We start from the raw sequence: 23,229 nt of genomic DNA, 5'->3' as shown, positions 1-23,229 counted from the left end.
GCGGTACATAGATATTGTTTGCAACCACCGCCCATGACCATTCGGCACTCTTCATTAAACTGTCATCGAAGTGTGGCAGCGCGCTTGAACAAACTTCATCAGACTCGCGCTCTACTGGGGTTCTGCGTTTCGGTGTTTTTCATGGTCAAGGGTTTTGTATCGGTCGCGGCTGTTCTGGTCGCGATTTTTTTCGGATCGTCGTCTTGGGCGGCGGCGCGTTGCGACGTCAATGTGCCGACCGAGCACGTTGATCTGCAGCAGGTGAGCCTGGCTTACCAGAGCATTGGTCGCGCGTCGGATCCGGCGTTGTTGCTGGTCATGGGCTTGGGTGGACAGTTGATCCACTGGCCGGACGAAGTAGTGGTTGCGCTGTGTCAGCAGGGTTTTCGGGTGATTCGCTATGACAACCGCGACGTCGGTCTGTCGACCTGGCGGCAGGCGCCGGCTGACGCCAATCTGACCTTCGAAGTGCTGCGCTACAAGCTCGGTCTGCCGGTGGCAGCGCCTTACAGCCTGACCGACATGGCAGACGACGCGCTGGGCTTGATGGACGCGTTGCACGTCGAGCAATTCCACGTGCTGGGCGCGAGCATGGGCGGGATGATTGCCCAGCACATGGCGGCGATGGCACCGCAGCGGGTCGAGAGTCTGACATTGATCATGACCACCTCGGGCGCCGAAGGTCTGCCGGCACCCAGCGCGGCGCTGGTGCAGTTGTTGTCGCGTCGCGGCGCACCGAATCGACAGGTGGCGCTGGAACAGCAGGCTGATCTGCTGGCCGCGCTGGGCAGCCCGGCGGTCACCGATGATCGCCAGGTCTTGCTGCATCAGGCTGCGCTGTCGTATGACCGCGCGTTCAATCCCGAAGGCGTGAAGCGGCAGATCATGGCGATTCTTGCCGAGCCGAGCCGGGTGGCATTGCTCAATCAGTTGCGGGTACCGACGCTGGTGGTGCATGGCACGGCGGATCCGTTGTTGCCGGTGATGCACGGGGTTCATCTGGCGGCGCATATTCGCGGCAGCCAGTTGAAACTGATTCCGGGGTTGGCGCATCGCTTTCAAGAGGCGTTCAAGGAGCCGTTGCTGGCGGCGGTGCTGCCGTATTTGCAGGCGCATCGTGAAGACACTTCGCATTGGGCGCAGATTGAGCCGGTGGTGGGCGGGAATCTGCTGTAATCGAGGTATTTGTATCGCCTGAGCGGGCCTCTTCGCGAGCAGGCTCGCTCCCACAGGGGAACGCATTCCAAGGGTGGGAGCGAGCCTGCTCGCGAAGGGGCCACTACGGTCACCAAAAAATCCGGAGCAGGTGTATCGTGCAAATTTTCCCGCACGATTTCCCCCCGCGAGGTGTGTGATGAGTTCTGCCTTGAAAATCGATTTTGTCAGCGACGTCTCCTGCCCCTGGTGTGTCATCGGTTTGCGTGGCCTGTTACAGGCACTGGAGATTCTGCGCAACGAAGTGCAGGCCGAGATCCGTTTCCAACCGTTCGAACTCAATCCGAAAATGGGCGCAGACGGGCAGAACATCGCTGAGCACATTCAAGAGAAGTACGGCTCGACCCCGGAGCAATCGCAGAAAAATCGCGAAGCCATTCGTGCCCGTGGCGCTGAACTCGGGTTTGCGTTTCGCACTGACGGCAACAGCCGTATCTACAACACTTTTGATGCGCACCGCTTGCTGCACTGGGCCGGGCTCGAAGGTGTGCAACTGTTGTTGAAAGAGGCGCTGTTCAAGGCGTATTTCAGCGATGGCGGCAATCCGTCGGATCATCGGCAACTGGTGCAGATTGCGGAAAGTGTCGGGCTCGATCGTCAGCGAGCCGAGGCGATTCTGGCGTCCGACGAGTTTGCCGATGAGGTGCGTGAAGAAGAGCAATTGTGGTTGCAGCGCGGGGTGAGTTCGGTGCCGACCGTGGTGTTCAACGGGCAATACGCGGTGACGGGTGGGCAACCGGTGGAGACGTTTGTCGGGGCGATCCGGCAGATCATGGCTGACGCCCGGGGTGGTGCCGTCAACTGAAAAGCTAAAAGCCCCTCACCCTAGCCCTCTCCCTGAGGGAGAGGGGACTGATTGGGGGATGCTGGAGTGATACGCCGACGTGAACGTGCTGTACCGAATCCATAATCGACTGGATCTTTCAGGTCGATGCAGCTTGCAAGACACCTCGGTCGGCCCCCTCTCCCGGAGGGAGAGGGCTGGGGTGAGGGTGGCTTTTGCACTTAGCTGTGCAGGCGCACCCACACAGTCACCAACACCGTGGCGGCCATCAACCAGGCCACCGCCGCCACCGCCAACGAAGCCTCCAGCCGCAACCGATCCACCATCACATACAACGTCGCCAGATACACAAAGTACGGAATGATCGACCACATGCCGAACACAATCGTGGTCTTCAAATCCTCAATTGAACGCCCCCTGCCGACGATGTAATGCGCAATCAGCGCAAACGTCGGAAACAGCGGCACCAATCCGGCGATGTAGTAGTTTTTGGTTTTCGACAGCGCCGCGATGATCAGTACTACCGCGGCGCCCAACAGGGCTTTGAAAAACAGATCCACATCGTTCTCGCTTAATGGCTCAGACCGTATTTTTTCACTTTGTCGAACAGCGTGGTCTTGGCCATGCCCAATTCCAGGCTGGCCTGAGTCAGGTTACCGCCGCTGCGTTGCAGGGCGTCGCTGAGCAGGTTGCGCTCGAAGGCTTCCACCGCTTCGGCAAACGCCAGGCCTTGGCCGCCAGCGCTGGTGCCGGACTTCTTGAACGCCGGCAAACCGAGGGCAAAACGTTCGGCGACGTTGCGCAATTCACGCACGTTGCCCGGCCAATCATGGCTCATCAGGTTCGACAGGGTCTGGTTGTCCAGCTCCGGCAGTGCGCGGTCGAAGCGCAGTGCTGATTGCTGGGTGAAGTGTTCGAACAGTTGCAGGATGTCTTCGCGGCGTTCGCGCAGTGGTGGCAGCTCCAGCGTTACCACGTTGAGGCGGTAGTACAAGTCGCTGCGGAACTCGCCGGCCTTGCTCGCTTCGTCGAGGTCGGATTTGGTTGCTGCGATCACCCGGCAATCCACGGCCACGCTCTGGTTCGAGCCGAGACGTTCGAGGGTGCGCTCCTGCAACACGCGCAGCAGTTTGATCTGCAATGGCAGCGGCATGCTTTCCACTTCGTCGAGGAACAGCGTGCCGCCGTCGGCGTGTTCGATCTTGCCGATACGGCGTTTGCCGGCACCGGTAAAGGCGTTGGCCTCGTGGCCGAAAATCTCGCTTTCGAAAAGGTTTTCCGGCAGACCGCCGCAGTTCAACGCGACGAATTGCTTGCTGTGGCGACGACTGAAATCGTGCAGGCAGCGGGCGACCAGTTCCTTACCGGTGCCGGTCTCGCCTTCGATCAGCACGTTGGCCGAAGTGTCGGCGACGTTGGCAATCAGTTCGCGCAGGTTCTGCATCGCCGGCGAGCGGCCAATGATCCGCCCTTCAAGGGAGTCGCGCTCGGCCAGTTGCCGGCGCAGCGATGAGACTTCGCGGGCGAGGCTGCGTTGCTCCAGTGCCCGCCGTGCGACGTCGACCAGGCGCTCCGGCGAGAACGGTTTTTCCATGAAGTCATAGGCGCCTTTCTGCATCGCGCCGACGGCCATGGAAATGTCGCCGTGGCCGGTGATCAACACCACCGGCAGGCTGCGATCACGTTGCTTGAGGCGGGTCAGCAGTTCGAGGCCATCGATGCCCGGCAGGCGAATGTCGCTGATGACGATGCCGGCAAAGTTGTCGCCGACGCGCTCCAGCGCTTCTTCTGCACTGCCGACGCCGACACAGGGAATGTCTTCGAGGGTCAGCGCCTGTTGGCAGCCGAGCAGCACATGGGGGTCGTCTTCGACGATCAGCACACTAAGGTCGTGGTTCATATTGGCTCGGCAGGAGTAGGGCTTACCAACGGTAAACTGAGGACGAAGGTGGTGCCACCGCTGGCCGGGTGTTCGACACCCAGATGCCCGCCGGTGGCGGCGGCGAGGCTGGCGGAAAGGGTCAGGCCAAGGCCCAGGCCTTGTTCGCCGGGTTTGGTGGTGAAGAACGGTTCGAACAGATGCTTGCGCGCTTCAGCGTCGATGCCGTGACCGTTGTCACGTACACGCAGGCGATATTTGGCGTTGAATTCTTCACCCTCCAGCCACAGCTCGGGCAGGGGTTGCGCCTGCATGGCGTCGAGGGCATTGCCGATCAGGTTGACCAGAATCTGTTCGAGGCGGGTCTGGTCGATCTGCACCTGGACATCGATGAACTGGCGGTGAATGTTGACCGCCGAACTCTCCAGGCGTGCACCGAGCAATTGCAGCGCGGCCTCCACGGCTTTGCCGAGGCTGGCCTGGCCCTGGTTGTCACCGCGCCGGGCGAACGAACGCAGGCTGGCGGTGATCCGGCCCATGCGGTCGATCAGCTCGTTGATGGTTTTCAGATTGGTGCTGGCGACATCCAGTTGGCCCCGTTCGAGGAAGCGCACGGTGTTGCCCGACAGCGTACGCATCGCCGCCAGCGGCTGATTCAATTCGTGAGCGATGCTGGTCGACATCTGACCGATGGCGGCGAGCTTGCCAGCCTGCACCAGTTCATCCTGCGCACGGCGCAACGTCTCTTCGGCCTGACGCCGTTCGCGGATCTGGCTCTTCAGGCGCTCGTTGCTGGCGCGCAGATCAGTGGTGCGTTCGGTAATCCGACGCTCCAGTTGATTGTTGGCTTCCTGCAAGGCTTCGCGGGCGGCGAGACGGGTGGCGATGACCTTGCGTCGCTCGTTCCAGGCGATCAACAGGAATGCCACCAGCGCAAACGCGACGGCGACCAGAATCCCTTGGTTGATGGCTTCGCGGCGCAGGTCCTGCAACGGCGTGAGCAGGGTGAAGTTCCACGGTGTGTCGCTCAGTGGCCGGGTCTGTGCCAGATAGCTGATGTCGTCATCGTCGGAGCGCACTTCGCTGTTGGCGGGGAAGGTCAGTTTTTCCACGCCTTCGGACAGGGTTTCCCGGGCCAGCGGTTGCAGTTCGTTGAGCGGGAACCAGTAGTACTGCAGGCTGCGGGCGAGTTTTTCTTTGATTTCGTCGGTGAGCGGGATCACTGACTTGAGGCGTCGAGCCGGATCGCTGGAGAGAATGATGATGCCGTTCTCATCGCTGACAAAGGCTTCTAGACGGGCGCGTTGCCAGCGTTCTTCCATGGCTTCCAGGCGCACTTTGACCACGGCGACGCCGATGATCTTGCCATGCTCTTCGAGGCCGTGGGCGAGGTAATAGCCGGGCTCACCGTTGGTGCTGCCGATGCCGTAGAAACGCCCCGACTCGCCGCGTACGGCTTTCTGGAAATAGGCGCGGAAGGACAGGTCTTCACCGAGATAACTGTCGACATCGCGCCAGTTGCTGGTGGCCATGACACGGCCGGTGGTGTCCATCACGTAGATGGCCCGACTGCGACTGCGCCGGTTCAGGCCTTCAAGGTAATCGTTGACCGTTCGCCGGTGTTCCGGGGTCGGGTCGGCCAGCAACTGCGACACACTGGTTTCGAGTTCCAACAGGCTGGGCAGGTAGGTGTATTTGCTGATTTCGCTTTCGACGGCGCGGGCGTTCAGTTCGAGCTGACGCTGGCCGTTTTCGCCGAGGCTGCGAATGCCGAAATGCTCACTGGTCCAGAAGCCGGCGTAACCCAACCCGATCATCAGGACGATGACCAGTGGCGGCAGGAACAGATGACGAATCAGACGAGGCTTCACGGCAAGTGATGGCGGCGCGGCGCGATAGAGATTGGGGTCGCATTTCATCACAGTTGCCTTGGGTCAACCACCACACTTGTTGCAAGGGCAGCGCCGGCCCTTGTGGGAGCGAGCCTGCTCGCGAAAACGGACTGACATTCAACATCCAGGCTGAATGTAATGGCCTCTTCGCGAGCAGGCTCGCTCCCACAGGGATGGAGCAATGCCCCGGCAGGTGTGTTGCTTTTAGTGCTGCAGGATTTTCTCGAGGAAGTGCTGCGCGCGTTCGGAGCGGGCGCTGATGTCGCCGAAGAATTCCTCTTTCGGGCAGTCTTCGATGATCTTGCCGGCGTCCATGAAGATCACCCGGTCAGCCACTTTGCGCGCAAAGCCCATTTCGTGGGTCACGCACATCATGGTCATGCCTTCGTGGGCCAGTTGCACCATCACGTCGAGCACTTCGTTGACCATCTCCGGGTCGAGCGCCGAGGTCGGTTCGTCGAACAGCATGACGATCGGGTCCATCGCCAGCGCACGGGCAATCGCCACACGCTGTTGCTGACCACCGGACAGTTGCCCCGGATGCTTGTGGGCGTGAGCGGACAAGCCGACGCGCTCGAGCAATTGCAGACCTTTCTTGGTCGCCTCTTCCTTGCTGCGGCCCAACACCTTGATCTGCGCGATGGTCAGGTTTTCGGTGATGGTCAGGTGCGGGAACAGTTCGAAATGCTGGAACACCATGCCCACGCGCGAGCGCAGTTTCGGCAGGTTGGTCTTCGAGTCGGCAATCGAGGTGCCGTCGACGACGATGTCGCCTTTCTGGAACGGCTCCAGCGCGTTGACGCATTTGATCAGGGTCGATTTGCCGGAACCCGACGGGCCGCAGACCACGATCACTTCGCCTTTTTTGACCTCGGTGCTGCAATCAGTCAGCACCTGGAAGTCCCCATACCACTTGTTGATGTTCTTGATAGAGATCATACGGCGAACCTTTTTTGCAGACGCTTGACCAGCAGCGAGGCGGAAAAGCTGATGATGAAGTAGACGACACCGGCGAAGATCAGGAACTCGTTGGATCGACCGATGATGTCGCCGCTGGAGCGGGCGGAGTTGAGGAAGTCCACCAGGCCCACGGTGTAGACCAGCGAGGTGTCCTGAAACAGGATGATCGACTGTTGCAGCAGCAACGGGGTCATCTTGCGGAACGCCTGGGGCAGGATGATCAGACGCATGGTCTGGCCATAGGTCATGCCCATTGCTTGTGCGGCGGCCATCTGGCCTTTGGGGATCGACTGCACACCGGCGCGGACGATTTCGCAGAAGTACGCGGCTTCGAACATCATGAAGGCCACGACGCAGGAGGTGAACGCCCCGATTGGAGTGTCTTCACCGGTGATCCAGCGCAGTACGAATGGCACCGCCAGGTAGAACCAGGTGATCACCAGCAGCAGCGGGATCGAACGGAAGTAGTTCACATAAGCGCCGGCCACCCGCGACAGCAGTTTGCTCGACGACAGGCGCATCAGTGCGAGGATGGTCCCCAGCACGATGCCGCCGACCACGCCCATGACCATCAACTGCAAGGTCATGACCATGCCGTTCCACAGGCCCGGAATGGCGGGGATGATGCCGCTGAAATCGAAGTCCATTATTTACCCCCCACGGAGATCAGGCCGGGCACTGCGACTTTCTTCTCGACCATGCGCATCAGCAACATCAGGCTCATGTTCAGGGTGAAGTAGATCAGCGTGGCCAGGGTGAAGGCTTCAAACAGGTTGGCCGAGAATTCGGCGGTCTGTTTGGTTTGCGCCAGCAGTTCCATCAGGCCGATCAGGGACGCCACGGAGGAGTTCTTGAAGACGTTGAGGAATTCCGAGGTAAGCGGCGGAATGATGATCCGGTAGGCCTGGGGCAGCAGCACGTTCCAGTAGATCTGCGGCAGCTTGAATCCCATGGCGCGCGCGGCGGATTCCTGGCCGCGTGGCAGCGCCTGAATGCCAGTACGCACTTGCTCGCAGACACGGGCGGCGGTGAACAGGCCCAGGCACACGACAACGCTCAGGTAAGCCGAGGTGGTCGGGTTGAGGTCCTGTTTGTACCAGTCCTGCAGGTTTTGCGGCAGCAGGTCGGGCACCAGGAAGTACCAGATGAACAGTTGCACCAGCAGCGGCACGTTACGGAACAGCTCGACGTAGCAGGTCGCGATGCCCGATACGATGCGGTTTGGCACCGTGCGCATGACCCCCAGAATGGAGCCCAGCAGCAAGGCGATGATCCATGCCACGATGGCGATGGCAATGGTCCAGCCCAGGCCGGAGATGTACCAGTCGAGATAAGTCTCGCTGCCAACGCCGGTGGACTTGAAGAACACGCCCCAGTCCCAGTTGTAATTCATTAGGGTCTCCCCTCGAGATCGATCGATGTACAAGCACCCGCTTGGGGAAGATCCTTTCCCGCCTGACGTTGAACGTCAGGCACACGCGATCGGCTCGGAAACCGCCAGGTCGAGTGTTCCACAGTGAAGCCAGCAGGTAGTAACAAACGCCTGAGGGAGGGTCGCCCCCTCAGGAGACAAGGTTAGTCAGGAATCAGATTTTTACGTCAGGCGCCGGCTTGTCGCTCGGGTTGGCGATCAGATCTTTTACCTTGTCGCTCATCGGGAAGTTCAGGTTCAGGCCTTTTGGCGGGATCGGGCTCTCGAACCACTTGCTGTAGATCTTGTTGATCTCGCCGGACTTGTACAGGCCGACAATGGCGGCATCGACGGCTTTCTTGAAGGCCGGGTCGTCTTTACGAACCATGCACGCGTAGGCTTCGAAGGACTGCGGCGTACCGGTGATGATCCAGTCAGTCGGCTTCTTGGCCTTGGCTTCTTCGCCGGCCAGCAGGGCGTCGTCCATCATGAAGGCTACGGCGCGGCCGCTTTCCAGCATGTTGAAGGATTCGCCGTGGTCTTTGGCGGAGATGATGTTCATGCCCATCTGCTTGTCGGCGTTCATCGCTTTGATGATGCGCTCGGACGTGGTGCCGGCGGTGGTCACGACGTTTTTGCCTTTCAGGTCGGCAAAGTCAGCGTAGGACGGCTTGCCATCCTTGTCTTTCTTGACCAGCAGACGGGTGCCGATTTCGAAGATGTTGACGGTGAAGTCGACTTGCTGGGCGCGTTCGGCGTTGTTGGTGGTGGAGCCGCACTCGATATCCGCGGTACCGTTCTGGATCAGCGGGATACGGGTTTGCGAGGTTACCAGGTTGTATTTGACCTGCAGGTCTGGCTTGTTCAGGTCTTTTTTCAGGGCTTCAACGATGGCCACTTGAATGTCGTGGGAGTAGCCCACTGGTTTGCCGGAAGCATCCGCGATGTAGGAAAACGGAATGGAGCTGTCGCGGTGAGCGAGCGTGATGGTGCCCGAATCGTTGATTTTCTTCAGGGTGCCGGTGAGTTCGGCGGCGAAAACTGGCGTGCTGATCAGAGCGGCCGCAATGGCTGCGCCCAGGATATGGGGAACGATGCGCATCAAATTTTCCTCGAATTGTTTTTTTTATGGAGCCAGTTCGTCGGCCCTTTTGTGCTTCGAATGCCTGACGGCTCCTGAAGTGTTGGCACAACAAGCATTCGTCGAGAGAGTGTAGAGCATGACTCGTGCCAGACCAGGGAGATGTACTTAACTTTATGATTTATAACGTTATTAAAGTTTTGTGATGGTTTGTTTTGGCGTAACTGATCCGGTTTACCGAATCGACCGGGAAGTCGCGTTCGGAAAACCGAACGATCAAAAGCCCCTCACCCTAGCCCTCCCGAAACGTCGCACCGCCCAGAGGGAGAGGGGACTGAACGCGGCGACTGGGCGAGATGCACCGATTTGAGATACCGAGTCGAACTCAGAATTTGAACCTCATGAAGATCGGCTCCCTTCCCCCTCTACCCCCTGGGGGAGAGGGCTGGGGTGAGGGGGGAACGATCAAACTGACACAATCAAATTTTGCAGAGCCCACAAAACAAAAAGCCCCTGAATCTCTCAATTCAGGGGCTTTCGTTTAAAGCGATGTTCACATCACGCCGCTTCAATCTTGCTACGGTTCTGCTCGACCTTGCCTAGGTACGCCGCCAGTTTCTCCTGCTCGGCCGGAGTGGTGAACAGGCCCAGCTTGCTGCGGCGCCACAGAATGTCGTGGGCCGTGGTTGCCCACTCTTCGCTGCACAGGTAATCGACTTCGCGGGTGTAGAGCCCGCCGCCGATGTGTTCGCCCATGTCCGCGAGGCTTTCCACACCTTCAAGCATGCGCCAGGTCCGGCTGCCGTAGGTGGTGGCCCAGCGGCGGGCGATCTCGGTCGGTACGAAGTCGAACTTGTCGCGGATCTGCGCGCACAAGGCTTGCGGGGTGGTCATGTCCTCGCCGCCAGGCAGGGTAGCGGTGGCGGTCCAGCTCGGGCGCATCTGGGTGAAGAACGGCATCAACTGCGCCATCGCCGATTCGGCGAGCTTGCGGTAGGTGGTCAGCTTGCCGCCGAACACCGACAACAGCGGTGCCTCTTCAGTGCTGCCCGACAAGGCCAGGGTGTAATCACGGGTGACGGCCGACGGGTTGTCGGATTCGTCGTTGCACAGTGGGCGTACGCCCGAGTAGCTGTGCTGGATGTCGTCACGGCTGATCTGCTGCTTGAAGTGGGCGTTGACCACTTTCAACAGGTAGTCGGTTTCGGCGTCGGTGATTGCCACTTTCGCCGGATCACCGGTGTACTCACGATCGGTGGTGCCGATCAGGGTGAAGTGGTTCAGGTACGGAATGGTGAAGACGATGCGCTGATCTTCGTTTTGCAGAATGTGCGCGTGATCGCCTTCATACAACTTCGGCACGATGATGTGGCTGCCCTGGATCAAACGGATGCCGTAAGGCGATTCCATCTTCAGGTCGTCACGAATGAACTTGGCAACCCACGGGCCGGCGGCGTTCACCAGCGCTTTGGCGGTGATTGAAAACAGGCTGCCGTCGGCTCGTTCCAGATGCAGGTGCCACAGGCCTTTGGTGCGACGGGCGCTGACGCACCGGGTCTGAGTGTGCACGTGGGCACCTTTTTCGCGGGCGGCCATGGCGTTGAGTACCACGAGGCGGGCGTCGTCGACCCAGCAGTCGGAGTATTCGAAGCCTTTCTTGATTTCGCTTTTCAGTGCGCTGTCGGCACCAAACTTGAGGCTTTTCGAACCTGGCAGTTTTTCGCGCTTGCCGAGGTTGTCATAGAGGAACAGGCCAGCGCGGATCATCCATGCCGGGCGCAGGTGTGGACGGTGCGGCAACACGAAGCGCATCGGTTTGACGATATGCGGCGCCTTGGCCAGCAACACTTCGCGCTCAGCCAGCGCTTCACGTACCAGACGAAATTCGTAATGTTCGAGATAGCGCAGGCCGCCGTGGATCAGCTTGCTGCTAGCCGACGAGGTGTGGCTGGCCAGATCGTCTTTTTCGCAAAGGAACACCGAAAGCCCGCGACCGGCGGCATCCGCTGCGATCCCCACGCCATTGATCCCGCCGCCAATGACAGCGATGTCGTAGATCTCGGAGAGAGGGGGCGTACGCAAGGTAGAGGTGGACATCGGCTGGCCTCGGGTTCTTTTGATTTTCTATATTGGAAATCGAACATGAATGTTCATTTGCGAAAATGGTAGCCCATAAACACGCGCACAGCCAGTCACGTTCGATTGAAAAAACTCATCGAAGGGCGAGTAAAAGAAAATATTCGAACATTTACGGGCAGGTCGTTCCCATGCGCAGCAAAGGAATGCATCCATCGACGCTCTGCGTCGGCTTTGAGGTGGGACGCAGAGCGTCCCGGGCTGCATTCCCACGCGGAGCGTGGGAACAAGTAACTAGACGACTTCCAGGCGAATCTTGTGCTGACTCAACAACTGCGCCAGCGCCGGCACCGGCTGCTGATCCGTTACCAGGCAATCGATCAGGCTGATCGGCCCCAGGCGAATCATCGCATTACGCCCGAATTTGCTGGAGTCCGCCGCCAGAATCACCTGCCGCGCATTGGCAATGATCGCCTGCGACACCCGCACTTCCTGATAATCGAAATCCAGCAAGCTACCGTCTTCATCAATACCGCTGATCCCGACCAGGGCGAAATCAACTTTGAACTGATTAATGAAATCCACGCTCGCCTGACCGACCACGCCGCCATCACGGCGCACATTGCCGCCGGTCAGCAGCACATCGAAATCATCCTTGGCACTGAGCATCGACGCCACATGCAGGTTGTTGGTGATGATCTTCAGATGATTGTGGTTGAGCAGGGCGCGGGCAATCGATTCGGTGGTGGTGCCGATATTGATGAACAGCGAGGCGTGATCGGGGATCTGGGCGGCGATGGCTTCACCGATGCGTTGTTTTTCATCGCGCATCTGGTCGGCGCGCATTGCATATGCAGTGTTTTCGACGCTGGAATCGTAGGCTGCGCCGCCATGGTAGCGACGCAACAGATTGGCTTCCGCGAGCTGATTGATGTCGCGGCGGATGGTTTGCGGGGTAACAACGAACAGCGTGGCCATTTCCTCGATGCTCACATAGCCGCGTTCGCGGACCAGCTCGAGGATTTGCTGCTGACGGGGAGGCAGATTCATGGGGCTTCCTTTGGGCTGCCGTGCAAAATTTGCCCATGATGCCGCACGAATCCGCTCCCGACCAGTTAGATGCCTATCTAGATCTGAAGGTTGGCTTATTCAGCGTCTTCACGCGCCCAGTCACGGGTGCGGCTGACGGCTTTTTTCCAGCCTTTGTACAGCTTCTCTTTCTCGGTTTCGTCCAGGCTCGGTTCAAACTCACGCTCGATCACCGCTTTACCGCGTAGTTCGTCCAGGCTGCCCCAGAAACCGCACGCCAGACCGGCCAGATACGCGGCGCCAAGTGCCGTGGTTTCGCGCATTTGCGGACGCTCGACCTGCGTGCCGAGGATGTCGGCCTGGAACTGCATGAGGAAGTTGTTCGCCACCGCGCCGCCGTCCACGCGCAGGGCTTTGAGGCGTTCGCCGGAGTCTTGCTGCATGGCGTCGAGCACGTCGCGAGTCTGGTAAGCGATCGACTCCAGTGCGGCGCGGATGATGTGATCCACGCGCACGCCGCGAGTCAGGCCGAACAGCGCGCCACGGGCATACGGGTCCCAGTACGGCGCGCCCAGACCGGTGAAGGCTGGCACCAGGTAAACGCCGTTGCTGTCCTTCACTTTATTGGCGAAGTATTCGGTGTCGTGGGCGTCGTTGATGATTTTCAGTTCATCGCGCAGCCACTGCACGGTCGAACCGCCGTTGAACACCGCGCCTTCCAGTGCGTAAGCGACTTCGCCACGCGGGCCGCAAGCGATGGTGGTGAGCATGCCGTGTTGGGATTTCACCGCTTTGTCGCCAGTGTTCATCAGCAGGAAGCAGCCGGTGCCGTAGGTGTTTTTCGCCTGACCCGGCTCCACGCACATCTGGCCGAACAATGCGGCTTGCTGGTCACCGGCGATACCGCCGATGGCAATGCCGCTCTTGGTACGACCGTAGATTTCCGAAGACGCCTTCACTTCCGGAAGCATCTCGCGCGGGATGTCGAGGATTTCCAGCATCTTCGAATCCCATTCCAGCGAATGGATATTGAAGAGCATGGTGCGCGAGGCGTTGGTGTAGTCGGTGACGTGCACCTTGCCGCCGGTGAATTTCCAGATCAGCCAGCTATCGACGGTGCCGAACAGCAGCTCGCCGTTGCGCGCTCGCTCGCGGCTGCCTTCGACGTTGTCGAGGATCCACTTCAGTTTGGTGCCGGAGAAGTACGGGTCGGTGACCAGACCGGTGTTGTCGCGGATGTAGTCTTCGTGGCCATCGCGCTTGAGCTGCTGGCAGATCTCGGTGCTGCGGCGGCACTGCCAGACGATGGCGTTGTACACCGGGCGGCCGGTGGTCTTGTCCCAGACCACGGTGGTTTCACGCTGGTTGGTGATGCCGATGGCAGCCACCTGATCGTGATGCAGCCCAGCCTGGGCCAGCGCTTCAACCATCACCGCGCTCTGGGTGGCGAAGATTTCCATCGGGTCGTGTTCAACCCAACCGGCTTGCGGGTAATGCTGGGCGAATTCGCGCTGCGCGGTGCAGACCACGTTCGCGTCGCGGTCGAAAATGATCGCGCGGGAGCTGGTCGTACCCTGATCGAGGGCAATGATGTAGTTCTTATTCTGAATGTCGGTCATGTCGATTGCCTTGGACGAAATAAGGGAGAGTGGGCCGTGGCGCAGGCTCTATAGGGCAGGAGCCGGTGCCGACTGTTTCAAGAAGTTCTTGGTTTGCCGTCAATGGCCGGTTCTGCATCCTTTGTAGCAGGTGTGGCGCCGGTCAGGTGACGGGCGATGAGCCCGCGATACCCGGCAGCGCCGAGGCAGGCACCGACAATCGGTGCAAAAATCGGAATCAGGAAATACGGAATATCACGGCCGCCAGTGAAGGAAATTTCACCCCAGCCGGCGAAGAAAGTCATCAGTTTCGGACCGAAGTCACGCGCCGGGTTCATGGCGAAACCGGTCAACGGCCCCATCGAACTGCCGATCACCGCGATCAGCAAGCCGATCAGCAGCGGTGCCAGCGGGCCTTTCGGCAGGCCGTTGTTGTCATCGGTCAGGGACATGATCACGCCCATCAGGATCGCGGTGATGATCATCTCGACCAGGAATGCCTGGGCGGTGGACAGCACCGGGTTCGGGAAGGTCGAAAACACCGAGGCCAATTCAAGGCTGGCGGCCGAGCCGCGGACCATTTGGTGAGTTTGTTCGTAATCGAAGAAAAGATTGCTGTACAGCGTGTAAACCAGCAGCGCGCCGCAGAAGGCGCCGGCGATCTGGGCAAGAATATAGAACGGCAGTTTGCGCTTTTCAAAGTCGGCGAAGATCGCCAGGGCGATGCTCACGGCCGGGTTCAGGTGCGCGCCGGAAACTCCGGCGGTGAGGTAGATCGCCATGCTCACGCCGACGCCCCAGATGATGCTGATTTCCCACAGGCCGAAGCTGGCACCCGCGACTTTGAGCGCGGCGACACAGCCGGTGCCGAAAAAGATCAGAAGAGCAGTACCCAGAAACTCGGCCATGCATTGGCTTGAGAGCGTTGGTTGCTGTAAAGCAGTTGTCATTGAAAACCTCGTTTTTGTTGTTGTCTGGCGCGTTTGCCAACAGGGCAAGGCGCGATTTTCCCCGAGTAGGAATCCCCATTCCGTTCCCGGTTTACTGCTGGGTGTCGCTGTGACGACAATTCTTACATTATTCAGATTCGAAAAAATATAGACAAGAAACAAACCTGTCAAAGGTCGAAAGTGAACCATCGGTCACAATAAAACTATTCGCTGGGTGAATGATCCTTTGTGGCCCAGGTGCGACAACGTGCGCTGAATGTCTGCGAGCCGCGGGAATCGTGGCTTGGGATAGAGCCTTTTGGAGGCTGATCACCTAGAATCCGGCGGAGGTTTTTTTTGCCATTGCCGAACCTGGAGCTGCCATGACCCCTGCGTTGGACTTGTTGAAAAAAGTTCGTGCCGAACATCGCGTGCACAGTTACGAACATGACCCGAAGGCCGCGTCCTATGGCCTTGAGGCCGCAGAGAAGCTGGCACTTGAACCGGCACAGGTGTTTAAAACCCTGCTCGCGGCCAGTGAAAAAGGCGAGTTGCTGGTGGCGGTGGTGCCGGTCGTCGGAAGCCTCGACCTCAAAGGTCTGGCCCATGCCGCTGGCGTAAAAAAAGTCGAGATGGCTGACCCGGCAGCCGCTCAGCGCTCCACCGGTTATCTGTTGGGCGGCATCAGCCCGTTGGGGCAGAAGAAGCGCCTGCGTACCTTTATCGACAACTCGGCTCAGGGTTTTGCGACTATTTATGTCAGCGCCGGTCGGCGTGGCCTGGAGGTGGAACTGGCGCCCGCGGTGCTCGCCGAACACACCCAGGCCAAATTTGCCGACATCGGCCGTCCTTAGTCATTAATGCTGTATGTAAAAAATTGACTGGTTCTGTCACTGGCGCTGTTCACGGCGTGGCTGCATCCTCCGCCGACTGACTCAGGGAGAAAGTTATGCAGCTCGAGTTTCATCAGGTCGACGCGTTCAGTGATCGGCCGTTCAGTGGCAATCCGGCGATGGTTTATCGGCTGGAGACGTGGCTCGCGGATGAGTTGATGCAGAAGATCGCCGCCGAACACAATCTGGCGGAAACTGCGTTTCTGGTGCGCGAAGGTCAGGCCTGGCATATCCGCTGGTTTACCCCGACCACTGAAGTGCCGTTGTGCGGGCACGCCACGTTGGCCAGTGCTTATGTGCTGTTCGAGATCTACAAGGAAAGCGCCGAGCGTATCGACTTTACCTGTAAATCCGGTCCGCTGAGCGTCACGCGGGAAGGTGATCGGTTGTGGCTGGATTTCCCGTCGATCATGCCGTCTGAGATTGGTGTGACTGTCGACGTTGAGCGGGCGCTGGGGGTCGAAGCGGTGGATGTGCTCGGCTCCAACGAACTGTTTGTGGTGCTGGAGTCGGAGCAGGCGGTGCTCGATTGCAAACCGGACATGGTCGCGCTGGCCAAATTGCCGTGGCTGGGCGCTATCGTCACGGCGCGGGGTAATCAGCACGACTTCGTCTCGCGCTATTTTGCACCGGCGATCGGCATCAATGAGGACCCGGTGACCGGTTCGACGCATTGCAGCCTGATTCCGTATTGGTCCAAGCGTCTGGGCAAGTCGAGCCTGACCGCGTATCAGCGATCGGCGCGGGGTGGGGAGTTGTTTTGTCGGCTGGAGGGTGAGCGAGTGAAGATTGGCGGCAATGCGACGCTGGTTGCGAGCGGCACCCTGATCCTCGGTTAAAAGCTAAAAGATCGCAGCCTTCGGCAACTCCTACATTGATCCCTGTAGGAGCTGCCGAAGGCTGCGATCTTTTGATCGTTAAAGCGCGGTGCTGTAGCGGCGCACGCCGTTTTCCACTGCCGGGATTTGTGCGGCGGTGCTGCCCGATGCCTGGAACAGCACTAGATGCTCAGCGGCAACACGAATCCCCACCTCCGCGCCCACCTGATGATCCGCATGGCTCGGGAAAATCGATTCCAGCTGCGCACCCGTCGGCAATTGCAGGCGATACAGCGTCGAAGCGCCAAGGAACGTCTTACCCACAATCCGTGCTTTCAAGGCGCTGTCCGGCGCATACACAATGTCATCCGGGCGCAGCAACACGTCCACTGCACCGCCAATCGGCCAGGTATAAGCGCGATTTCCGCGTAACTCACCCAGTTCAGTCTGCACCGATTCCGGGCTGTCGAGCTGGCCGCGAATGAAGTAACCCTGACCGATGAAGCTGGCCACATACGGTGTCGCCGGTTCGTGATAAAGGTTGTACGGCGTGTCCCACTGCTCCAGTCGACCTTCCTTGAACACGCCAACGTGATCGCTGACGGCAAAGGCTTCCTCCTGATCGTGGGTCACCAGAATCGCGCTGGTACCTCGGGCCTTGAGGATGTCGCGCACTTCGTGGCTGAGCTTGCGGCGTAGTTCGCCATCGAGGTTGGAGAATGGCTCGTCGAGCAACAGCAATTGCGGTTCCGGCGCCAGGGCGCGGGCGAGGGCAACACGTTGCTGCTGGCCACCGGACAACTCGTGCGGGAAGCGTTTGCCGAGATTCTTCAGGTTGACCAGTTCGAGCAGCTCTTCGGTGACGCGCTCTTTGTTCGGATGCTTGCGAATACCGAAGGCGATGTTGTCGGCAACGCTCAGGTGCGGGAACAGCGCGTAGTCCTGGAACACCATGCCGATCCGGCGTTTTTCCGGGGCGAGCGTGAAACCGGCGCTGGAAATGGTTTCGCCACCGAGGGTGATTTCCCCTTCGTGCACTGGCTCGAATCCGGCAATGGCACGCAGGGTGGTGGTCTTGCCGCAGCCAGACGAGCCTAGCAGGCAGCCGATATCACCGGCGTTGAGGTGCAGATTGAGGTTCTGCACCACACGTTGATCTTGATAGCCGCAAGCGAGGTTGCGCAGGTTCAGCAGTAATTCATGGCTCATGCGTGGTGATATGCCGGTTCAACGAGGAACTCGAGCAGGGCCTTCTGTGCGTGGAGACGGTTTTCTGCCTGATCCCAAGCGACGGAGCGCGGGTCATCAAGCAGGTCGAGGCTGATTTCTTCGCCACGGTGCGCCGGCAGGCAATGCATGAACAGCACGTCCTCGGCAGCGAGGTCGAGCAGGGCGCGGTTGACCTGAAACGGCGCGAACAGCTTGAGGCGCTTGGCAGTTTCCTCTTCCTGACCCATCGAAGTCCAGACGTCGGTGCTCACCAGATGCGCGCCGCGCACGGCGTCTTGCGGGTCGCGGACGATGGTCACGCGATCGCCAGCTCTGGCGACGAATTCAGGATTTGGCTCGTAGCCTTCCGGGCAGGCAACGCGCAACTGGAAGTCGAACTGGATCGCCGCTTCTATATAGCTGTTGCACATGTTGTTGCCGTCGCCGATCCAGGCGACCGTTTTGCCCTGGATCGAGCCACGGTGTTCAAGGAACGTCTGCATGTCGGCCAGCAACTGGCACGGGTGCAGGTCATCGGACAGGCCGTTGATCACTGGCACGCGCGAGTTGGCGGCGAATTCGGTCAGGGTGCTGTGGGCAAAGGTACGGATCATCACCGCATCGAGCATGCTCGACATGACGATGGCGCAGTCGCCGATCGGCTCGCCACGGCCCAGTTGGGTATCGCGCGGCGACAGGAAGATTGCCTGGCCGCCGAGCTGGATCATGCCGGCCTCGAACGAGATCCGGGTACGGGTCGAGGATTTTTCGAAGATCATCCCCAGCACGCGGTTTTTCAGAGGCTCGAACAGTACGCCGCGGTTACGCAGGTCCTTGAGCTCAACGCCTCGACGGATCACGCTGACCAGCTCTTCGGGCGTGCAATCCATCAGGGAGAGAAAGTGCCTTGCGCTCATCATTGACTACCTTTTGCTACAAACCGCAGATGCTCAAAGCCTTGTTTAACGGAACAACGGGCGAGACCTGCGGCGTAAGCCGCACGGGGCGACGAAATAGGGGAAGGCGCGATATTGACACTAAATGTCGCGTTTTTCCAATAGGCTACGGTTTTTGCGGGATTCGGAGGGCGCACTGAATGTTGCAGTCGCGCATTTGAAGCCGGGTTCAGGACAGCAGCGAGCCTCTTTGTACACTGGCGTTACAGGGCTTGGCAATGCGGCGTGGCGGGGATCGCGTCGCTTGGGTCGGTTTACCACCGTGGCGCCATGCCATCACTTGGTCGGATGCTCAGGCTGAAACATTTGCTAAAGCAAAGTGCTGGGTTATAAATAAGTTTCGAGCGACGCAGGAAGCCTCCGCATGGAATCGAAAGAAAAACTGTTAATGGAACTGCTGGGCCACACGGCTCGCTCACTGACCCATCTCACCGCCTCAGTCACTTCAATGTCATTCGAACTGCTGCGCAGCGAAGACGAAGTGGTGAAGAGCGCCGGCCGCCACATGATCGATCGCATGGCGACCATCAGTGCCGGGCTCGACGAACACTGGCGATTGATCGGCGAGCTCACCGGCGTACATGTCGCCCACGAGCAGATTGAAACCATTCAGGAGATTCAGTTGGCCGCACCGCCTCAGCTGCCGTCGAACTGATCATGGCGGTTTATCGGCTCGCCTGATAACCGCCGATTCACAAGACGAACGTCGCTGGCGCAGGATCGGCGCCGGGGCCATAGTTTTGTTCCCGCGGGCGTGATTGCCTGCCCAGAACAAGACAGAGACTGGCCATGACCAAGACTCTCCATCACCGTGCCTGCCATCTGTGTGAAGCCATTTGCGGGCTGACCATCGAAACCACCGAAACCGAGGGCAACGTCGCGATCACTTCAATCAAGGGTGACGCGCTCGACACGTTTAGTCGTGGACACATTTGCCCCAAGGCTGTGGCCCTGCAAGACATCCAGAACGATACTGATCGCCTGCGCCAGCCAATGCGCCGTGTGGGCAGTGAATGGCTGCCGATAGAGTGGGACGAGGCTTTTGCGCTGGTGGCCGAGAAGCTGGCGGCCATCCAGGAGCGTCATGGCCAGAACGCCGTGGCGGTCTATCAAGGCAACCCGAGCGTGCATAACTACGGGCTGATGACCCACAGCAATTATTTCCTGGGGCTGCTGAAGACGCGCAATCGCTACTCGGCGACCTCGGTCGATCAGTTGCCGCATCACCTGAGCAGTTATCTGATGTACGGCCATGGTTTGCTGTTGCCGATTCCAGATATCGATCACACCGACTTCATGCTGATTCTCGGCGGTAATCCGCTGGCGTCCAACGGCAGCATCATGACCGTGCCGGATGTCGAGAAGCGTTTGAAAGCGATTCAGGCGCGCGGCGGCAAAGTGGTGGTTGTCGATCCACGGCGCAGCGAGACGGCGGCCATGGCTGATCAGCATTTGTTCGTGCGTCCGGGGGGCGATGCGGCGTTGTTGTTTGGCGTGTTAAACACCCTGTTTAGCGAAGGCTTGACCAGCGAAAGTCATTTGCCGGTCGATGGGCTGGATGACGTGCGCGCCGCTGTCGCTGCGTTTACCGCTGAAGCCATGAGCCCGTTGTGTGCTGTTCCTGCCGAGCAGATCCGCCAACTGGCCCGGGATTTCGCCGCCGCGCCGAGTGCCGTGTGCTACGGACGCATGGGCGTTTCGACGCAGGCCTTCGGCACCTTGTGTCACTGGGTGGTGCAATTGATCAACCTGGTCACCGGTAATCTTGATCGCGTCGGCGGTGCACTGTGCACTGAACCCGCAGTGGATCTGGTGGCGTCGACTTCGGGCGGGCATTTCAACAAATGGCAGAGTCGCGTTTCCGGGCGTCCCGAGTACGGCGGCGAGCTACCGGTCTCGGCCCTGGCCGAAGAGATGCTCACCGAAGGCGAGGGCCAGATTCGTGCGCTGATCACCGTCGCTGGCAACCCGGTGTTGTCGACGCCGAACGGGCGGCAACTGGAGCAGGCGCTGGATGGCCTGGAGTTCATGGTCAGCGTCGACCTGTACATCAATGAAACCACGCGCTATGCCGACCTGATTCTGCCGTCGACCTCGGCGCTGGAAAACGATCACTACGACACGACGTTCAACCTGTTCGCGGTGCGCAACGTCACCCGCTTCAACCGCGCGATCCTCGCCAAACCCGAGGGCGCTTTACATGACTGGGAGATCTTCGTGGGCCTGGCCAAGGCCTTGGCCGAGAAGACTGGCAAGGAACTGAAACCGACCATGCCACCGGCGAAGATGATCGACATGGGCCTGCGCATGGGCCTGTACGGTGACGCGTCCGAGCAAAAGCTTTCGTTGGCAACGTTGTTCGATCATCCCCACGGGATTGATCTGGGCGCGTTGAAGCCGAACCTGGCTGCGCGCCTGAAAACGCCGAATCAGCGCGTGCAGGCTGCTCCGCCAGAGATCCTTGCTGACCTCGCACGCTTTGCCGCATTGCAGGCGCCGGCCGCCGATGAGCTGTTGATGATTGGCCGTCGTCATGTGCGCAGCAATAACTCGTGGATGCACAACTATCACCGTCTGGTGAAGGGCAAGCCGCGCCATCAACTGCTGATGCACCCGGATGACCTCGCTAGCCGTGGGCTTAACGATGGTCAGTTGGTTCGCGTCAGCTCGCGGGTGGGGCAGATCGAGGTCGAGGTGCTCGGCAGTCTGGACATGATGAAAGGTGTGGTAAGCCTGCCGCATGGTTGGGGGCATGCGCGGCCGGGCGTGCAAATGGCGATTGCCAGCAGTCAGCCTGGGTCTAGCGCAAACGATCTGACCGATGAGTGTCAGCTTGATGAGCTGTCGGGTAACGCCGCACTTAATGGTGTGCCGGTGACGGTGGCGGCGGCCTGAATGTGACCGTCGGGGAGACCGAGCATGGCGCTCGGGATTCCGTTACAATGCGTCACCGTGCCGACCCATGAGTCGGAAAGTTCAGCCGAGGTGCTCCATGGATATCATCGAAACGATTAAAGAGCAGATTGCCAACAACACCATTCTGCTTTACATGAAAGGCTCGCCGAATGCCCCACAGTGTGGCTTCTCTGCGAAAGCTGCGCAGGCTGTGATGGCTTGTGGCGAAAAGTTTGCGTACGTGGACATCCTGCAGAACCCGGAAATCCGCGCCAACCTGCCGAAGTACGCCAACTGGCCGACTTTCCCGCAACTGTGGGTCGGCGGTGAACTGGTCGGCGGTAGTGACATCATGACCGAGATGGCTGCAGACGGTTCGCTGCAAAGCACCATCAAGGCGGCTGTTGAAGCGGCAGCGGCGAACAAGTCCGAAGCCTGATCGGCCAGGTTTCATGCGACAGCTGCTGCTTGTGTAGGAGCTGTCGCATGAAACGAGGCTGCGATCTTTTGATCTTCAGCCAATAAAAAGCCCCGCCACTCGAAAGAGTGCGGGGCTTTTTAGTGCGTTCGAAAAGTTACTGCAAGTTGCCGGTGCAACCTGAAAAGATCGCAGCCTTCGGCAGCTCCTACTCTTCGCCCATCTGCGATTGCAGATAGTTCTCAAGACCGACTTTGTCGATCAGGCCCAGTTGGGTTTCTAGCCAGTCGATATGTTCTTCTTCGGATTCGAGAATGTCTTCGAGCAGTTCACGGCTGCCGAAATCGCCAACGGTTTCGCAATGGGCGATTGCGGTCTTCAGGTCAGCGTGACCGGTCTTCTCGATACGCAGGTCGCACTCCAGCATTTCCTTGGTGTGCTCGCCGATGTGCAGCTTGCCCAGGTCCTGCACGTTCGGCAGGCCTTCGAGGAACAGGATGCGCTTGATCAGCTTGTCCGCGTGTTTCATCTCGTCGATGGATTCTTTGTACTCGTGCTTGCCGAGCTTGTTCAGGCCCCAATCTTCATACATGCGTGCATGCAGGAAGTACTGATTTATCGCGACCAGCTCATTGGCAAGGATCTTGTTGAGATGCTGGATGACTGTAATGTCGCCTTTCATGATCGGAGTCCTGCCCTGTATTAGCTGTATATACGGCAGAGTTTGAGCTTCGTACTTATAAGTGTCAAACCTAAGTTATTGAATAATATATGAAAATTAATCGGAATAAGAATGTTTGTGTTCCGCGTCTGGGCGCTAAGCAGTTGATTTACAGGCATAAAAAAACCGGACATAAGTCCGGTTCTTTGAAATGGGGGGCAATTAGGCGGCAGTAAATTCTACAGGATAGGGGATCGCAGCCTGAGCGGTTTGCAGCTTGGTCAGGGTTTCGCGAACGACTTCCTTGGCAAGGCACGCACATTTGCCGCATTGGCTGGCGACGCCGGTGGCCTGGCGGACTTCTTTATAGCTGCAGCAACCTTCATAGATCGCATCGCGGATCTGTCCGTCGGTGACGCCAGTGCAGAGACAAACATACATAAGTGAGAACCGTCGCTGGTTGTGACTCAATTGCGATGGATCTTAATGTTAACGAGAATGATTGTCAAAGTGCTTTCGGAAGGC

22 protein-coding genes are annotated in these 23,229 nt (G+C 59.1%); 7 read left to right on the top strand and 15 right to left on the bottom strand.

The window, feature by feature from the left end; all coding sequences use genetic code 11:
• The first annotated feature begins 141 nt into the window (after positions 1-141).
• Entirely contained in the window at positions 142-1,176 is a 1,035-nt protein-coding gene (locus tag J0G10_RS24935; protein WP_095048301.1) for an alpha/beta fold hydrolase, read from the top strand.
• Positions 1,177-1,354: 178 nt separating this feature from the next.
• A complete protein-coding gene (locus J0G10_RS24930) occupies positions 1,355-2,020 on the top strand; it encodes a DsbA family oxidoreductase (RefSeq protein WP_220556933.1) in 666 nt (221 codons plus the stop codon).
• Positions 2,021-2,220: 200 nt separating this feature from the next.
• Here J0G10_RS24930 and J0G10_RS24925 read toward each other — a convergent pair whose 3' ends face one another.
• From J0G10_RS24925 to J0G10_RS24875, 11 genes are all read right to left on the bottom strand, one after another.
• A complete protein-coding gene (locus tag J0G10_RS24925) occupies positions 2,221-2,559 on the bottom strand; it encodes a GlpM family protein (RefSeq protein WP_220556932.1) in 339 nt (112 codons plus the stop codon).
• A gap of 11 nt (positions 2,560-2,570) precedes the next feature.
• Positions 2,571-3,899 (bottom strand): two-component response regulator AauR, encoded by a 1,329-nt coding sequence (gene aauR / locus J0G10_RS24920; protein WP_095048298.1) that lies wholly within the window; start codon positions 3,897-3,899, stop codon positions 2,571-2,573.
• On the bottom strand, positions 3,896-5,797 hold the full coding sequence (gene aauS, locus J0G10_RS24915; protein WP_095048297.1) for a two-component sensor histidine kinase AauS: 1,902 nt from the start codon (positions 5,795-5,797) through the stop codon (positions 3,896-3,898). The genes aauR and aauS overlap by 4 nt, the downstream gene beginning before the upstream one ends.
• Before the next feature lie 177 nt (positions 5,798-5,974).
• The gene (locus tag J0G10_RS24910; protein WP_007963947.1) at positions 5,975-6,709 is read right to left on the bottom strand and encodes an amino acid ABC transporter ATP-binding protein; all 735 of its coding nucleotides are present in this window, start codon (positions 6,707-6,709) and stop codon (positions 5,975-5,977) included.
• Positions 6,706-7,377 (bottom strand): amino acid ABC transporter permease, encoded by a 672-nt coding sequence (locus J0G10_RS24905; RefSeq protein ID WP_003227756.1) that lies wholly within the window; start codon positions 7,375-7,377, stop codon positions 6,706-6,708. The genes J0G10_RS24910 and J0G10_RS24905 overlap by 4 nt, the downstream gene beginning before the upstream one ends.
• Positions 7,377-8,123 carry an amino acid ABC transporter permease gene (locus J0G10_RS24900; RefSeq protein WP_095048296.1) on the bottom strand — a complete coding sequence of 249 codons (747 nt, stop codon included), beginning with the start codon at positions 8,121-8,123 and terminating at the stop codon, positions 7,377-7,379. Before J0G10_RS24900 ends, J0G10_RS24905 begins: the two co-directional genes overlap by 1 nt.
• A 193-nt stretch (positions 8,124-8,316) precedes the next feature.
• Positions 8,317-9,243: a glutamate/aspartate ABC transporter substrate-binding protein gene (locus J0G10_RS24895; protein ID WP_095048295.1), complete on the bottom strand. Its 927-nt coding sequence runs from the start codon at positions 9,241-9,243 to the stop codon at positions 8,317-8,319.
• Positions 9,244-9,780: 537 nt separating this feature from the next.
• Positions 9,781-11,319 (bottom strand): glycerol-3-phosphate dehydrogenase, encoded by a 1,539-nt coding sequence (glpD, locus tag J0G10_RS24890; protein WP_095048294.1) that lies wholly within the window; start codon positions 11,317-11,319, stop codon positions 9,781-9,783.
• 273 nt (positions 11,320-11,592) lie between these two features.
• Positions 11,593-12,348 (bottom strand): DeoR/GlpR family transcriptional regulator, encoded by a 756-nt coding sequence (locus J0G10_RS24885; RefSeq protein ID WP_007916700.1) that lies wholly within the window; start codon positions 12,346-12,348, stop codon positions 11,593-11,595.
• 95 nt (positions 12,349-12,443) lie between these two features.
• Entirely contained in the window at positions 12,444-13,946 is a 1,503-nt protein-coding gene (gene glpK, locus J0G10_RS24880; RefSeq protein ID WP_093430586.1) for a glycerol kinase GlpK, read from the bottom strand.
• A gap of 77 nt (positions 13,947-14,023) precedes the next feature.
• Positions 14,024-14,875, bottom strand: a complete 852-nt coding sequence (locus J0G10_RS24875) for an MIP/aquaporin family protein (RefSeq protein WP_016986645.1) — start codon at positions 14,873-14,875, stop codon at positions 14,024-14,026.
• A gap of 362 nt (positions 14,876-15,237) precedes the next feature.
• On the opposite strand from J0G10_RS24875, the gene ybaK reads away from it, so the two are divergent.
• A complete protein-coding gene (ybaK, locus tag J0G10_RS24870; protein WP_090285884.1) occupies positions 15,238-15,708 on the top strand; it encodes a Cys-tRNA(Pro) deacylase in 471 nt (156 codons plus the stop codon).
• A gap of 95 nt (positions 15,709-15,803) precedes the next feature.
• A complete protein-coding gene (locus tag J0G10_RS24865; RefSeq protein WP_095048293.1) occupies positions 15,804-16,586 on the top strand; it encodes a PhzF family phenazine biosynthesis protein in 783 nt (260 codons plus the stop codon).
• Positions 16,587-16,664: 78 nt separating this feature from the next.
• On the opposite strand, the gene J0G10_RS24860 is transcribed toward J0G10_RS24865, so the two are convergent.
• Positions 16,665-17,774, bottom strand: coding sequence for an ABC transporter ATP-binding protein (locus J0G10_RS24860; RefSeq protein ID WP_007916688.1), 1,110 nt, complete (start codon positions 17,772-17,774; stop codon positions 16,665-16,667).
• Positions 17,771-18,691, bottom strand: coding sequence for an ornithine carbamoyltransferase (gene argF / locus J0G10_RS24855; RefSeq protein WP_093430582.1), 921 nt, complete (start codon positions 18,689-18,691; stop codon positions 17,771-17,773). Before argF ends, J0G10_RS24860 begins: the two co-directional genes overlap by 4 nt.
• Positions 18,692-19,094: 403 nt before the next feature.
• Between argF and J0G10_RS24850 the strand changes: the two genes are divergently transcribed.
• From J0G10_RS24850 to grxD, 3 genes are all read left to right on the top strand, one after another.
• Positions 19,095-19,385: a hypothetical protein gene (locus J0G10_RS24850; protein ID WP_016986650.1), complete on the top strand. Its 291-nt coding sequence runs from the start codon at positions 19,095-19,097 to the stop codon at positions 19,383-19,385.
• Positions 19,386-19,519: 134 nt separating this feature from the next.
• A complete protein-coding gene (locus tag J0G10_RS24845) occupies positions 19,520-21,625 on the top strand; it encodes a molybdopterin oxidoreductase family protein (protein WP_220556931.1) in 2,106 nt (701 codons plus the stop codon).
• Between the two features lie 97 nt (positions 21,626-21,722).
• Entirely contained in the window at positions 21,723-22,064 is a 342-nt protein-coding gene (gene grxD / locus J0G10_RS24840; RefSeq protein WP_016773402.1) for a Grx4 family monothiol glutaredoxin, read from the top strand.
• A gap of 187 nt (positions 22,065-22,251) precedes the next feature.
• On the opposite strand, the gene bfr is transcribed toward grxD, so the two are convergent.
• Together bfr and J0G10_RS24830 are read right to left on the bottom strand one after the other, a co-directional pair.
• On the bottom strand, positions 22,252-22,725 hold the full coding sequence (gene bfr, locus J0G10_RS24835; protein WP_007916671.1) for a bacterioferritin: 474 nt from the start codon (positions 22,723-22,725) through the stop codon (positions 22,252-22,254).
• Positions 22,726-22,926: 201 nt separating this feature from the next.
• Positions 22,927-23,145 (bottom strand): bacterioferritin-associated ferredoxin, encoded by a 219-nt coding sequence (locus J0G10_RS24830; RefSeq protein ID WP_093430580.1) that lies wholly within the window; start codon positions 23,143-23,145, stop codon positions 22,927-22,929.
• Between the last annotated feature and the right edge of the window lie 84 nt (positions 23,146-23,229).

This window comes from Pseudomonas germanica (assembly GCF_019614655.1).
GTDB classification, from domain to species: Bacteria; Pseudomonadota; Gammaproteobacteria; order Pseudomonadales; family Pseudomonadaceae; genus Aquipseudomonas; species Aquipseudomonas neuropathica.
The sequence above is the reverse complement of the archived record's forward strand: the minus strand, read 5'-3'. Positions and strand labels throughout refer to the sequence as shown.